Below are 14,211 nucleotides of genomic sequence, written 5' to 3'. Positions count from 1 at the left end.
TATGCAAAAGGGATTTCGTTTTTATAATTTCAAAGAAAGATTAAACATTCTTCAAATTGATAATTTCTTGTTCAGTAAGCAATCTCCAGTTTCCTCTTGGTAAATTCTTTTTGGTCAAACCAGCAAAAGCAACTCTGTCAATTCGCAATACATCATAACTAAAATGTTCAAAAATATTACGGACCACTTTCACATTAGCGGATCGCAGTTGCAAACCGATTTCACTTTTCGCTTCTCCGTCAATGTAACTTACATCTTCAACAAAAACACGGTGTCCGTCAAGAGTCAAACCTTTATTTATTTTTTCTAAATCCTCAAATTTTAAGTTTTTATCTAATGAAACTTGGTAAATTTTTGACGATTTTTGACTTGGTAACGTAAACTTACGAATCATATCCGTGTCGTTCGTGAATAATAACAAACCCGTTGTATTCTTGTCCATTCTTCCTACAGCTCCAATTTTTGCAGTTGTAGAACCTTTTACCAATTCCAACACATTACGATATTCCTGACCTTCGTCCATGGCTGTCGTAAAGTTTTTTGGTTTATTCAGTAGGATATAAACTTTTTTCTCGGGTGTCAAAGTGGCGCCGTCAAAATTCACAACATCACCAGGCTTCACCATATATCCCATTTCGGTAACAGGAATTCCGTTTACTTTCACAGTCCCGGATTGAATATAAATATCCGCATCACGACGCGAACAGGCACCCGAATTTGCGATATATTTATTCAAACGAATTTCGTCTTTTACTTTTGGTCTCTTTGGCGCTTGATTTGGTTTTTTCTCTACTTTATCAATAGCGATATCGGCAACTTTAGTACTTATTTTAACTTTTTTCGGCCCTTGAGCGCGCTTCTGCATGGCAGGTTTTGGCTTATTTGAACTTGGTCTGGAACTATTTGCTCTTGGACCACTTTTCTTATTATTGCCTTCCTTGTTATTCATAATATTCAATAATTTGGGCAAAGATACTATTTATATCATTGACAATCAATAACCGCCAATTATAAAAACGCTAACTAGCTAGTTAATAAGCTAATTAATACGTTTTCGTTTCGTTTTCTGGAGCTATTTCCCGCTTTCCACTTTATCTTTCTTGTCTTGAACTTGTTTCAGGATCCTGAAACAAGTTCAAGACAAGAAAGGATGCCGTTGCAATCTGGGCTAACCAAATAGAGAAATTTGGCGATTTTTGAGATAATTATTTTTCAATCGTTTACAATCTTAAAGCGGGAAGAATCTACACTGTCATCAATAAACGTTTTCCGTGCCATAAAACACTTGGATTAATCAAAACAATGCAAAAGACACCAGTTACGATAAGAAATTTCAACATATTGTGAAGCAGTAAGAATTGGGTTTTTGTTGTCGATTTCCATAAGTATAGCAAGAAGAAAATTAGTACTATTAGAGACGAATAAAAATAAGCATCCATGTAACCCACATCGTAAATATCGATTAAAGCGTACACTGGAAGAATAGTCAGAATTGTCAAAACCGTAATGATTTTTTTCGACATTTCTTCACCATAAACAATAGGAATCGTTTTATAATCATTTGCTAAATCACCTTTTAGGTTTTCTAAATCCTTAATCATTTCCCGAATCAACAGTAACAAAAACAAAAAAGTAGCATGAGAGAAAATGACGCCTAATTGTCTTTTATAATTTTCAATTTCTTCATAAGGAATTCGAGTATAAAAATACAATAAAATTGCAAAAAAGGGAAGAACAGCCAGTATTGCAGCAGTCAAGTTTCCTATCATCGGGTATTTTTTTATTTTGTGGGAATAAAACCAGATGAAAAATATGTATCCTGAAAAGAATAAAAATACACGCCAGGAAACAAATAATGCCATTAAAGCCACAATAAAATTGAGCGTAAAATATACGTTCAACTTTGTTTTTTGACTCACTAATCGATCTAGCATCGACTTATTAGGGCGATTGATTAAATCTTTTTGGCTGTCGTAAAAATTATTGATGATGTATCCCGAAGCAATTGTAAGGGAGGAAGCAAAAACCAGAATGAATAATTGGAAATCAAGCAGAATGTCCAAAGCTCTTTTTTCGGGAGCAAGAATAAATACAGCCGAAAGGTATTGGGCCAAAATTATTACGGGGATGTTATATCCTCTAACCACAGAGAACAAACTGACAATTTTCATTATAAGAAGTTTGTGCTGCCTGCTTAACATTATAAGAATTTAATTTGTTTTTTTTAAAGTCCCTTTTACGGGATAGGGGCTAAAACTGATACACTACTTCCAGTTTATAATCCTTTAGTGAAGCTTTGGCTTTTTCTAAATCTTCGGTAAAACCTAAGATGTAACCGCCGCCTCCAGAACCACATAATTTCAAATAATAATCATTGCTGTCAATCCCTTGTTGCCAGATTCCATGAAATTGTTCCGGAATCATTGGTTTGAAGTTATTCAATACTACTTTTGATAATTTCTTGGTGTTCATGAACAAAGATTTCATGTCTCCGCCCAGGAAGTTTTCGACACAAGCATCCGTATATTTTACAAATTGATTTTTCAACATGGTACGAAAACCTTTGTCTTTCAGGTTTTCCATGAAAATATTCACCATTGGAGCGGTTTCGCCCACAATTCCAGAATCTAATAAGAACACCGCACCTTTTCCGTCAAAACTTTGTGTTGGAATTCCGGTTGCTTCTATATTGTCCTTGGAATTAATAAGAATCGGGATGCTCAAATAACTGTTTAATGGATCTAAACCAGAACTTTTTCCGTGAAAAAAACTCTCCATCTGAGAAAATATATTTTTTAACTGCAATAACTTTTCACGAGTCAAATTCTCTAAAACCGTGATTTTATCATGTGCATATTTGTCGTAAATCGCGGCTACCAAAGCGCCACTGCTTCCTACGCCGTACCCTTGAGGAATACTGGAATCAAAATACATTCCGGTTTCAACATCATTTTTCAACGTAGTGAGGTCAAATGTAACTAAGTCTGATTGCTCATTTTGTAACGTTTCTAAATACGCAACAAAACGTCGTAAGTGACCATTGGATTTGATGGCTTCTTCAGTTGGATTTTTATCTCTTTTAAGCGCACCATTATAAAAATTATAAGGAATTGAAAGCCCTTTTGAGTCACGAATGATGCCGTATTCTCCAAAGAGTAATATTTTTGAGTAAAATAAAGGTCCTTTCATATTAGATTGTAAATTAACAATTTTTGGGTAGGTAATTATAGTGTGCCAAATATTTTTTTATAAATCAACTTGATCTCCGCGATTTGCCTCTAGAATTTCAACATCAATTTCTTCTTGTTGTTCAGGAGATAACTCTTTCCAGAGATCTTTTTTTTGTGCTTTGAAAATGTTTTTAATAGCCTCGATTATTGTTTTGTCGTCAGTTTCTAATAACAATTTAATCAATTTTAATTTCTCTGATTGAATATCCATAATTACAACTCTTTAAAAAATAAAGATAGGAAAAAAACAAATTAAATCAACAAAGCTCCATTTCCAATTTTGTCACAAATGTACTGACCATTTTGACAATAGCCAACTAATTCGTTCTTAATAAATTGTAAAACAGTTTCGGCAACATTTTCAGGATATAAAACATGCACATTTGCACCGGCATCAAGCGTGAAACAAACTGGAATTTTAGTCGCATTTCTAAATTTCCAAATCGCATTTATGATCTCCAAAGTATTTGGTTTTATTAATATAAAATAAGGCATCGAAGTCATCATCATAGCATGTAAAGTCAGGGCTTCACTCTCTACAATTTTGATAAACTCTTCCAGATTCCCACTTCCAAATGCTGAAATCAGAAGGTCTAAATTTTCATGCGCCTGTGCAAATCGCCTTTCGGCAAAAGGATGGTTGTGCATTAAATCATGTCCAACGGTACTTGAAACTTGTTTCTCACCTTTATCAACCAGTAAAATGGTATCTTGAAAATTCTTGAAATTAGCGTGAATCGCATTTGGAAATTCCACTCCAAATAAATCGGAACTTCCGGAGATATTGGTATGATCTCCCCAAATCACCACTTGTCCTTTTACACTTCTGCAAGCGCTTCCGGAACCCAAACGTGCCAATAAAGACGCTTTTTGATAGAAATATTCCTCGGTCATTTCAGGGTTTAATGCTTTTTCTACACTCATCAAGTTCATCGCCAAAGCCGCCATTCCAGATGCTGATGAAGCAATTCCGGAACTGTGCGGAAAGGTGTTTTCCGTGTCAATCGTAAAGTGATACTCTTTTAAAAACGGCAAATAGATTTCGATTCGCTCCAGGAATTTTTGAATTTTTGGTTTAAAATCTTCTTTTGGTTGTCCTTCAAAAAGTAAATCAAAGGAAAATGTGCCATCGTTTTCTTTTTTGGCGAAAGCCAATTTGGTATTCGTTTTACAATTATTTAAGGTAAAACTCACCGAAGGATTCGCAGGAATTTGATTGTCCTTTTTCCCCCAATATTTTACAAGGGCAATATTGCTGGGTGCGCTCCATTGAAAATTGCCGCTTTCGACAGAATGTATATATTTAGATGGAATAAAATCGTTTGCTGAAATCATGAATGTGTAAATTTACGCAAAGATACTTTTTTTGATTTACAAGCAGATTCGTTTATTTGTCGAATTGTACTAATCTTTTGATTAAATTTGGCTCACATTAGAAAAATATAGAAATGAATAAAATCACCCGAATATTAGCTGTTGTTGTCACGTGCCTCACGATTGGTTATTTCTCTGGAATTGTTACCCGTTCAGCCATTACAACTTGGTATCCAACCTTAATAAAACCAAGTTTTAATCCACCTAATTGGATTTTTGCGCCAGTTTGGAGTATGCTTTATGTGATGATGGGTGTTGCGGCTGGATTAGTTTGGGATCGAATAGAAACAGAAAAAGAAGTCGTGAAAAAAGCGTTGATTTTCTTTGCAATACAATTAGCGTTAAATGCTTTGTGGTCGTTTTTATTCTTTGGATTGCACAACCCAATGTTAGCCGGTTTAGAAATTATTGTATTGTGGTTAATGATTTTTGAAACCTATATTCAGTTTTCCAAAATCAATAAAATTGCGGGCTATTTATTTCTTCCCTATTTGGCTTGGGTAAGTTTTGCGGCCGTTTTAAATGGAAGTATTTGGTGGTTGAATCGATAGTTGGCTGTTTTCAGTCGCAGTAATCATTTAATCGTGTAATGAGAAAACTAAATTATTTTTCAAAGTCTTATAGCTTCTTAAATTCAATATTCTTGGTCGATAAAAAATCCATCATCGATAAGATATTACTATTCTCTAATACTGTTTTTGATTTAGGATCCGCATCGCAAAATTCTAGAAAAAGTGCTATTTGCTCTGGTTTTAATTTTAAAGTTTCAATATAAAATTTTTGATCGCAGGTAGTTCTTGCCAATTCTTTAAATTGAATTTCTGGAACCGTTTTTTGAACGGACTCTTTTTCTTTTGCGAATAGACCTAAAACCATGCTGCCAATTCGCATTAAATCCATTCCGTTTTCGATAGTTCCTTGATAAACTCCTGGGTTTTTGATGGTTTTCGCGGCTTTCTCTAAAGCTAATTTATCAAGCTTTCCTTGTTCATACTTTTTATCGGTACTTAATTTAATGGAAGGCATTTTTGTAACCACAACTTCGTCTAATTGTTCTGGTTTTAGGAGTAACGACACCGTAAGAATAGCTTTGTCAAGAAACTCTTTTTCTAGTAAAACTTTTTTGAGTTCATATTTTTTAGAAACAAATACAAGCAAATCTTTTGGTTTGACTGCAATATAAAAATTACCATTAGCGTCTGAAACTGTCATTTTTTTCGAGTTTGCATTGATGACTTCTACACCAGGAATCATACTATTTTCAAAAAAGACTTTTCCTTTTAGAATCTTTTCGGTTTGAGAGAAACCCACTTGGCAAGTAAATAAGAGCAGGATACTGAGGCATTTTATTTTCATACATTTCTAATAAGCTACAAGTAAAGTTATTAGATTTGTCTTAACGAAAACTTATAAAAGACGTAAAATCTTGTTAATAAAATTTGTAAAAAATTTATTTATAGATTATTTGCCACGATAAATCCGCTTGTCCACGCATTCTGAAAATTAAATCCGCCTGTAATCGCGTCAATATTTACAATTTCGCCCGCAAAATAAAGGTTTTTATGCAACTTGCTTTCCATGGTTTTAAAGTTGATTTCCTTTAAATCAATTCCGCCTGCAGTAACAAATTCTTCTTTGAAGGTGCTTTTTCCATTCACTTGAAAAGTACCATTGGTCAATTGATTCACAAGATTCTGCAATTGTATTTTAGACAAATCGGCCCATTTTGTCTCCGCTTCAATTCCTGACGCGAGCACCAAACTTTCCCATAATCTATTGGTTAATTCGAAAGGTGATTTTTTAGAAACCGATTTTTTAGCGTTTTCTTGTTTTAAGTCTTTTAATTTTTTCTCAACATCTGCTGTGTCAGCATCATTCAACCAATTTATAAAAATGGTAAATTGATAATTTTTATCATGCAAGATGCGGGCGCCCCAAGCGGAGAGTTTCAAAATTGCCGGTCCGCTCATTCCCCAATGGGTAATTAACAAGGGTCCTGTTGCCGTAAGTTTAGTGTCTTTTACCTTTACAGTTACGTGAGTTGCAACTCCTGGTAACTCTTTTATTCTGGAATCTTTGATATTAAAAGTGAATAGGGAAGGAACCGGGTTGACAATAACGTGTCCAAAAGTCTGTAGCATTTCCCATACTTTAGGATTGCTGCCTGTCGCTAAAACCAGCTTTTCGGCAAGATAATGTTCACTTTGCGTTTCTACTTTCCATACATTATCTTTCTTAAAAATAGATTGCACACTTTGTCCCGTAAGTACAGCGATTCCGAGTTTTTTTGTTGCATTTAAGAAACAATCTATTATTGTTTGGGAGGAATTCGAAACGGGAAACATGCGTCCGTCATCTTCAATTTTTAATTCTACTCCATGGTTTTCGAACCATGCGATCGTGTCGCCAGCGCAAAACTGATGGAAAGGGCCGCGTAATTCTTTTTCGCCACGCGGATAAAATTTTACTAATTCGTTAGGTTCAAAACAAGCGTGTGTTACGTTGCATCTTCCACCACCAGAAATGCGAACTTTATTCAACACTTCGGCACCGCGTTCTAAAATGGCGACTTTCACTTTTGGGTTTTTCTCTACAATACTGATTGCTGTAAAAAAACCTGCTGCGCCGCCGCCTACTATTATTATATCGAAATTCTGATTCATATTCTATTTGGGAAATCAGTGATGATTCCGTTTACGTTGAATGTTTTTATTTTTTGAATGTCTTCTAATTCATTGATTGTCCAAGGAAAAACCTGCAATCCTTTTTCTTGCATTTTTACTGTGTTTTCTTCTGTCAATAAATGAAAATAAGGGTGAATGGATTTTGCCTGAATGAATTTGGCGAACGCCAAAGCCAAGTCTAAATCGGTTTCCGTTAAAACGCCAATTGGAATTGCATCATTTAAAAATGCCACTTGTTGCAACGCGCTCCAATCAAAACTGGATATTAAAAAACGATCGTATTTCCATCCTTTTTTAGTAACGTATTTTTCAATTAGAGAAACTACTTTTTCTGTAGCTTCATAACGTTTGAGCTCAATGTTGATAAAACAATCTTGATTTACCAAATCAAAAACGCCTTTCAATGTTGGAATTTGATGTTTGCCATCTATTCGAAAAGCCTTCAATTCGCGCAAAGATAATGCACTTACAAATCCATTTCCATTTGTTGTTCTGTCAATGGTTTCGTCGTGAATAACAATTATTTCGCCATCAGCACTTAAATGTACATCGAGTTCGATGCCGTCCACTTGCATGTCTAAAGCTTTTTGAAATGAAACAAAGGTGTTCTCGGGTTCGTGTCCGTTTGCGCCACGATGTCCAATTTTGAGCATTGTTATTGATTTTTGGGTAAAGGTAACCATAAAAAAACGCCTTCATTTCTAAAGGCGTCTGGATTATTCTGTTTCTCTTAACAAATAATAACTACACTATTTTTAAAATGGTACAAGAGAAATAGTATGGTCTAATTTTTCGGTTTCGTCTCCCTCTCCTTTGGAGAGGGTTGGGGAGAGGATTCCAATAAAACAATATCAAATTCTGAATCGATTGTCACTTTTCCATTTACAACACGTACTTCTTTGCCTGAATACGCATCTTTTAATGATGTGCCGTCTGCGAAAACAGCACCTACCGCAAGTTCTTTGGTACCAATTACTAAATCCAATCCAACCACCACCGCATCTGAATAATTGGCTTTAGAAAATGTTCTGGAAAAAGTATAGGGTTGAGCCGAAATTTGCTTGTGAATTCCTGCTCCAACCGAAGGATGGTTTCTTCTGAACTGCCCTAATTTTTGCCAATGGGACAGCGTTTTCTGTGTTTCAGGATTTGATTTGATAGCTTCCCAATTCATGAACGAACGCAATGTTGCATCGCCTTTTGTGCCTTCGATAACTAAGGAACGAGCACTTTCATCACCATAATATACTTGAGAAAGTCCAGGACTCAGTAATAACTTTGTTCCGCTTTCTATTCTTCGAGTACGATTCCCGTCAAATGGGCCTCCATCATCATGGGAAGATAAATAGTTTAAAACGCTGTATCCTTTAAAATCGTTATTGAGCTTATCAGAATACTTTGAAAATATAAATTCGTAGTCTTTCTGTGCATCCCATTTGAATTCGAAATTGATCATGTTGTTGAAACCATTTTTGAAATAGTTTATTTTTTTGTCTCCAAAATCAAAATCTTGTCCGCCACTGATACCAAAATTGTACACTTCGGCGATTGTATAAAAAGCAGTATCGTCTAGAACTTTTGTTGGATTGTTTTTCTTCCAAGTTTCAAACGCATAATTACATTGGGTTTTAAAATCGGCCCAAACCGTTTCGTCCGTATGCTTGACGGTGTCGCCTCTGTAGCCGTCAATTCCGTAATCAGCAATATAATCCGTTAACCATTTGATGATATAATATTTTGGTGCTCTTGGATATCTGGTACGAGTAAAAAAGTCATCCAGTTCTTTCATTTCTTGTTCATAACGCCCTTCTTTTTTCCATTTTTCGACTAAAAAAGGAGGTAACGCTACATTTTGAGCACTTTCAGTTTTTATATCCGGAAGATTAGAAACGAGTGTACAAGCAATGGTGTTTTCAAAAGATTTGTAATCACAATTTGGTCCTGTTCTCACCCAGTCATTTGGCCAAACGGTATCTTCAGCAGTTACTGGACCGGTATGATTGATCACGCCATCAAGAATGATTCGGATTCCGTGTGCGTGAGCTTTTTGAACTAATGCAGCCAGATCTTCTTTGGTTCCAAAGTTTGGATCCAAGTTCGTCCAATCTCTGGTCCAATATCCATGAAAGGCATAACTCAAACCCGTTCCTTCATCAACGGCATCGTGTATTTGCTCCACTATTGGTGTAAACCAAATGGCATTTATCCCTAATTTATCAAAATAACCTTCATCAATTTTTTGAGCAATTCCTTTGATGTCGCCACCTTCAAAACCACGAAGTTTCCCCGTTGTTTTAGTTCTGTTGTAGTTGCTGTCATTTGAAGGATCACCGTTATTAAAACGGTCTGTCATTAAAAAATAAACATTCGCTCCTTCCCAAACGAAAGGTGTTTTGTCACGCTCAGCAACCATTCGTGTACTGGAGCAACTACTTATAATTGTCATGGTTAATAGTAAAAGTGGGATTGAATATTTTTTCATTTTTTTAGCATTAAGGGTTGTTTTGTCAGCTATTTTATGTGCTTTACATTACTTTAACTCTAAAATCAAAACCGATTTTGGTTCCATTATTATTTCGTTTGTAATATCAAATGTTAATTCTGAAATTACATCTTTTCCGGTTTTATAATCTTTGATGTTTTCTTTAAAACGATGTGTATTTACCGTTTTGGTTTCATTACTGTTGTTTATTAAAACCATCACGGTTTCCTCCGTGTTGTATCTAAAATAAACGTAGACATTGTTTTCAGGAATGTAATGCGTCATTTTTCCAAAATGTACGGCCGTTTTAGTTTTTCTCCAATTGAATAATTTGGAAGTAAAATTAAAATAATCGTTTTGTCTTGAGGTTCGTCCTTCTTTGACAAAAGCATTATTTTGATCGCCATCCCAACCGCCAGGAAAATCTTGACGTATGTCTGCATCTCCTTTGTTTTTATCACCGGCCATGCCTATTTCGCTTCCGTAATACAACTGTGGAATTCCACGAACGGTAGCCATTAGAGTCATTGCCATTTTGTATTTTCTAATGTCGTTATCGTAGGTCTGATTAAATCGATTGGTGTCGTGGTTTTCGACAAATATTAAAATATTATTGATGTTTGGATATAAAAAATCATTTGCAAAATTGTCATACATTTTTGCCATTCCTTTGTCCCATGAGCCTTCGTCTTCATTAAAAGCTTTGGTAGTTGCCTCATATAATGTAAAATCCATTACACTGGGCAGATACGAGTTGTAATTTTGAATTTGACTTATTTTACTGTCTTTCTGCCAAAACGCGATTTGCGCTTGACTTTGCATCCACACTTCCCCTACAATATTAAAATTTGGATATTCGTCGGTGATGGATTTTGTCCATTTTGCAATTCCTTTTGGGTCTGAATAATTATAAGTATCGACTCTAAAACCATCCAAATCGGCGTATTCAATCCACCAGATTGCATTTTGAATCAGGTATTTTAAAGTCAAAGGATTTTTTAAATTTAAATCGGGCATTGAGGCAACAAACCAACCGTCTATTGTGATTTTTTTATCAATCTCTGATGCATTAGTGTCATGGATAACCGTTCTTTTATGATTGGTTTGTGTGTAGGTATCAAATTGATTGATCCATTCCTTTGTAGGTAAATCTTTCATCATCCAATGTTCAATTCCCCAGTGATTCGTGACATAATCCATCACCAGTTTCAGGTCCCTTTTGTGCATTTCAGCAGCCAATCGTACATAATCATCATTAGTTCCATAACGAGGATCTATTTTATATACATCAGATTGACCGTACGTATGATAGGAATAAGCAGCATCATTATCCTCACTAAGCGGCGTACTCCATATCGTTGTAGCTCCTAGCGCTGCTATGTAATCCAAGTTTTTTATAATTCCTTCAATATCTCCACCGTGTCTTCCGTTAGGTAATTCTCTATTGTATTTTTCTTTGGTCGAGTTTGCGCTGTCGTTGTTTCTGTTGCCATTGGCAAAGCGGTCTGGCATCAATAAATACAACATATCCGAGGAGTCAAAACTTTTGCGTTGCGCTGAATTTTCTCTTCTTTTCTTTAAACTATATTTTTGTGTAAACGTTTCTTTGTTATTGTTTTTAAAAGAAAAAACCAAGTCAGATGCAGCCACTTTTTTGGTGTCAATGGTAACAAAGATGTAGTTGGGATTTTCCGTTCTTTTAACGTTGGTTATTTTTATGCCATTGGAAACCGTGACTTGATATTGAGAAATGTCTTTGCCATAAAAAAGAATTTGCAGTTCTGGATTGTGCATTCCCGCATACCAAAAAGGTGGTTCAACTTTGTCTATTTGAGCGTTTAAAGTGAAAGACATAAAAAATAAAAATAAGGTTATTTTTTTTAGAAAGTTTCTATTTATGAACGGTAAAGGAATAATTTTATTCATTGTGTAATACATTGTATTGAATTTTTTAATCAATATTAAAATAAAGACGCTATGCCTTTCCGGGAAATAGTGCTGGTAACAAGACAAAACTACCGTTGAGAATTGTTACCATGTAAACAATCCCAATGTTAATTGGGATTGTTAGTAAGCCTAGCTTGGGTTGGAATCAAATGATAGAATTAACTACAAGTTCTAGCAATTGTTTATTATACGGTTACTAAATTTTTTGACTTAACGAGTACTGGCTGACCATTTACTACAATTTTCAATTCTTTATCACCATCAATTGCAAAAGTTGTTGCCTTGTGATTGACTGTTACTTTTAAAATTTGATTTCTAAAATTGATTTTAAACGAATATCCTTCCCATTCTTTTGGAATTTTTGGAGAAAAATGAAGCGTATCGTCCTTAATTCTCATTCCGCCAAAACCCTCTACAATACTCATCCATGTTCCGGCCATTGAGGTAATATGACAGCCTTCTTCCACTTCTTTATTGTAATCATCTAAATCCAGACGCGAAGTTCGTAAATAGAACGTGTACGCCATATCCATTTTGTCTAAGAGTGCCGCCTGAATTGAGTGTACGCAAGGTGAAAGCGAACTTTCATGAACCGTGAATGATTCGTAAAATTCAAAATTGTTTTTCAGTTCTTCTTTCGAAAAATGATCTTCGAAGAAATAAAAACACTGTAAAACATCGGCTTGTTTAATATATGGCGAACGTAAAATTCGATCCCAAGACCATTTTTGATTGATTGGTCTTTGACTTTTATCCAAATCCGCTACAGGAACCAAATCTTTGTCTAAAAAACCGTCTTGTTGCAAGTACACATTATGCTCTTCGGAAAAAGGGAAGTACATATTATCCGAAACTTTTTTCCAAGATTGTAATTCGGAATCCGTGATTTTTACTTTTTCGGTAATTCTTTTGTGATCCGAAGGATATTCCAGTGACACTTTTTGAATTTGTTCGTAGGTATATTCCAGACACCATTTGGCAATATAATTGGTGTAGAAATTATTGTTCACATTATTCTCGTATTCGTTTGGACCGGTAACGCCAAGAATTACGTATTGGTTTAATTTAGTGGAAAAGTTGGCTCTCTGATGCCAAAAGCGAGCAATTCCTATCAATACTTCCAATCCTTTTTCAGGGATGTAACTGTAATCGCCAGTGTATCTGTAAAAGTTATAAATGGCAAATGCGATAGCTCCGTTTCTATGAATTTCTTCAAAGGTAATTTCCCATTCGTTATGGCATTCTTCACCGTTCATCGTTACCATTGGATACAAAGCAGCGCCATTGGTAAACCCTAATTTGGCCGCATTTTCAATGGCTTTGTCCAATTGATTGTAGCGGTACGTTAATAAGTTTCTTGCGACCTCCTGATCTTTGGTGGCCATGTAAAACGGAATGCAATAGGCTTCGGTATCCCAATAGGTAGAACCCCCGTATTTTTCGCCGGTAAATCCTTTTGGTCCAATATTCAATCGGCTGTCTTTTCCTAAATAGGTTTGGTTCAATTGAAAAATATTAAAACGAATTCCTTGTTGCGCTTTTACATCCCCATCAATAGTAATATCTGACATTTCCCAAATTTTTGCCCAAGCATCAATTTGGTCCCGTAACATTTTGTCATATCCTAAAGCTAAAGCAGACTGAATCACTTTCTCTGCTGCAGTACTTGTGTTTTCATGGTTTAAAGAAACGGTGTAACCACCAATTTTTTGGATTGATGATTTTTGGCCCAGAGCCACAACAACATCATAACTGAATTGAATTTTATCGGTAGTCGCATCAATATTTGAAGGAGAAATAGCCGTTTTTTCACCATTAGCAAAAATGCTGTTTTGCATGAAAGTGGTTACTTTGAAATGTGTTTTAAATGTTTGTGCTGTTACAAAAGCTTCATTTCCCGATTTTTTCACTTCCAATGGCTCCCAGAATTTTTCTTCCCAGTTGGCATCTTCATTAGTTACTCCAGCATCAATATACGGTTTGTAAACTATTTTAGAATCTTTGTTTAAAGGTGTGATTTCGTAATTTATAACCCCAACTTCATCCAAAACGATTGAAAGAAAACGACGAATAGTAACTGCGATTTCTGTTCCGTTTTTCAAAGTGGCTTCAAAAGAGCGATTGTACCAGCCTTCTTTCATATTAAGTTCACGGCGAAAATTTTTCACTTGCGAACAAGCATTCAAATCCAGTTTTTCTCCGTTAATTTCAATATCGATTCCAATCCAGTTTGGAGCATTCAAAACTTTGGCAAAATATTCCGGATACCCGTTTTTCCACCAGCCCACTTTAGTTTTGTCCGGGTAATAGATTCCGGCGATATAACTTCCTTGGAATGTTTCTCCAGTATAATTTTCTTCAAAATTGGCCCGTTGTCCCATGGCACCGTTCCCAATGCTGAACAAGCTTTCTGATGATTTTACGCTCTCGGTATCAAATCCCTCTTCAATGATAGACCAATTGTCTGGTTTTATGTAATCTTGATTCATTTTTT

12 protein-coding genes are annotated in these 14,211 nt (G+C 35.4%); 1 reads left to right on the top strand and 11 read right to left on the bottom strand.

The genetic code is table 11. The annotated features are described in order from the left end of the window. Window positions 1-40 precede the first annotated feature (40 nt). The 5 genes from ACNQGJ_RS13520 to ACNQGJ_RS13500 all read right to left on the bottom strand — a co-directional run bounded on the left by ACNQGJ_RS13520 (window position 41) and on the right by ACNQGJ_RS13500 (window position 4,565). On the bottom strand, window positions 41-949 hold the full coding sequence (locus ACNQGJ_RS13520; RefSeq protein ID WP_417973387.1) for a pseudouridine synthase: 909 nt from the start codon (window positions 947-949) through the stop codon (window positions 41-43). Window positions 950-1,244: 295 nt separating this feature from the next. Further along, window positions 1,245-2,201 carry a geranylgeranylglycerol-phosphate geranylgeranyltransferase gene (locus tag ACNQGJ_RS13515; RefSeq protein ID WP_417973389.1) on the bottom strand — a complete coding sequence of 319 codons (957 nt, stop codon included), beginning with the start codon at window positions 2,199-2,201 and terminating at the stop codon, window positions 1,245-1,247. Between the two features lie 49 nt (window positions 2,202-2,250). Beyond that, a complete protein-coding gene (locus ACNQGJ_RS13510; protein ID WP_417973391.1) occupies window positions 2,251-3,189 on the bottom strand; it encodes a mevalonate kinase family protein in 939 nt (312 codons plus the stop codon). Window positions 3,190-3,246: 57 nt separating this feature from the next. Continuing rightward, window positions 3,247-3,441 carry a hypothetical protein gene (locus ACNQGJ_RS13505; RefSeq protein ID WP_417973393.1) on the bottom strand — a complete coding sequence of 65 codons (195 nt, stop codon included), beginning with the start codon at window positions 3,439-3,441 and terminating at the stop codon, window positions 3,247-3,249. A gap of 41 nt (window positions 3,442-3,482) precedes the next feature. After that, window positions 3,483-4,565 (bottom strand): diphosphomevalonate decarboxylase, encoded by a 1,083-nt coding sequence (locus tag ACNQGJ_RS13500; RefSeq protein ID WP_417973395.1) that lies wholly within the window; start codon window positions 4,563-4,565, stop codon window positions 3,483-3,485. Between the two features lie 113 nt (window positions 4,566-4,678). Between ACNQGJ_RS13500 and ACNQGJ_RS13495 the strand changes: the two genes are divergently transcribed. Next, on the top strand, window positions 4,679-5,155 hold the full coding sequence (locus ACNQGJ_RS13495; RefSeq protein ID WP_417973397.1) for a TspO/MBR family protein: 477 nt from the start codon (window positions 4,679-4,681) through the stop codon (window positions 5,153-5,155). 67 nt (window positions 5,156-5,222) lie between these two features. Here ACNQGJ_RS13495 and ACNQGJ_RS13490 read toward each other — a convergent pair whose 3' ends face one another. The 6 genes from ACNQGJ_RS13490 to ACNQGJ_RS13465 form a co-directional block, all read right to left on the bottom strand. Next, a complete protein-coding gene (locus ACNQGJ_RS13490; protein ID WP_417973399.1) occupies window positions 5,223-5,960 on the bottom strand; it encodes a peptidase associated/transthyretin-like domain-containing protein in 738 nt (245 codons plus the stop codon). 98 nt (window positions 5,961-6,058) lie between these two features. Then, window positions 6,059-7,267: a BaiN/RdsA family NAD(P)/FAD-dependent oxidoreductase gene (locus tag ACNQGJ_RS13485; protein WP_417973401.1), complete on the bottom strand. Its 1,209-nt coding sequence runs from the start codon at window positions 7,265-7,267 to the stop codon at window positions 6,059-6,061. Then, complete coding sequence (locus ACNQGJ_RS13480; protein WP_417973403.1) at window positions 7,264-7,941, bottom strand: glycerophosphodiester phosphodiesterase; 678 nt, start codon at window positions 7,939-7,941, stop codon at window positions 7,264-7,266. Before ACNQGJ_RS13480 ends, ACNQGJ_RS13485 begins: the two co-directional genes overlap by 4 nt. A gap of 131 nt (window positions 7,942-8,072) precedes the next feature. Continuing rightward, window positions 8,073-9,770, bottom strand: a complete 1,698-nt coding sequence (locus ACNQGJ_RS13475; protein WP_417973405.1) for an alpha-amylase family glycosyl hydrolase — start codon at window positions 9,768-9,770, stop codon at window positions 8,073-8,075. A 48-nt stretch (window positions 9,771-9,818) separates the two neighbouring features. After that, window positions 9,819-11,708, bottom strand: coding sequence for a glycoside hydrolase family 13 protein (locus ACNQGJ_RS13470; RefSeq protein ID WP_417980372.1), 1,890 nt, complete (start codon window positions 11,706-11,708; stop codon window positions 9,819-9,821). 194 nt (window positions 11,709-11,902) lie between these two features. Continuing rightward, window positions 11,903-14,206: a glycoside hydrolase family 65 protein gene (locus ACNQGJ_RS13465; RefSeq protein WP_417973409.1), complete on the bottom strand. Its 2,304-nt coding sequence runs from the start codon at window positions 14,204-14,206 to the stop codon at window positions 11,903-11,905. Window positions 14,207-14,211: the final 5 nt, after the last annotated feature.

Origin of the sequence: Flavobacterium cryophilum (assembly GCF_048286555.1) — a bacterium.
Taxonomy (GTDB): Bacteria; Bacteroidota; Bacteroidia; order Flavobacteriales; family Flavobacteriaceae; genus Flavobacterium.
Note: the sequence above shows the minus strand (reverse complement) of the source record. Positions and strands in the feature narration are given on the sequence as shown.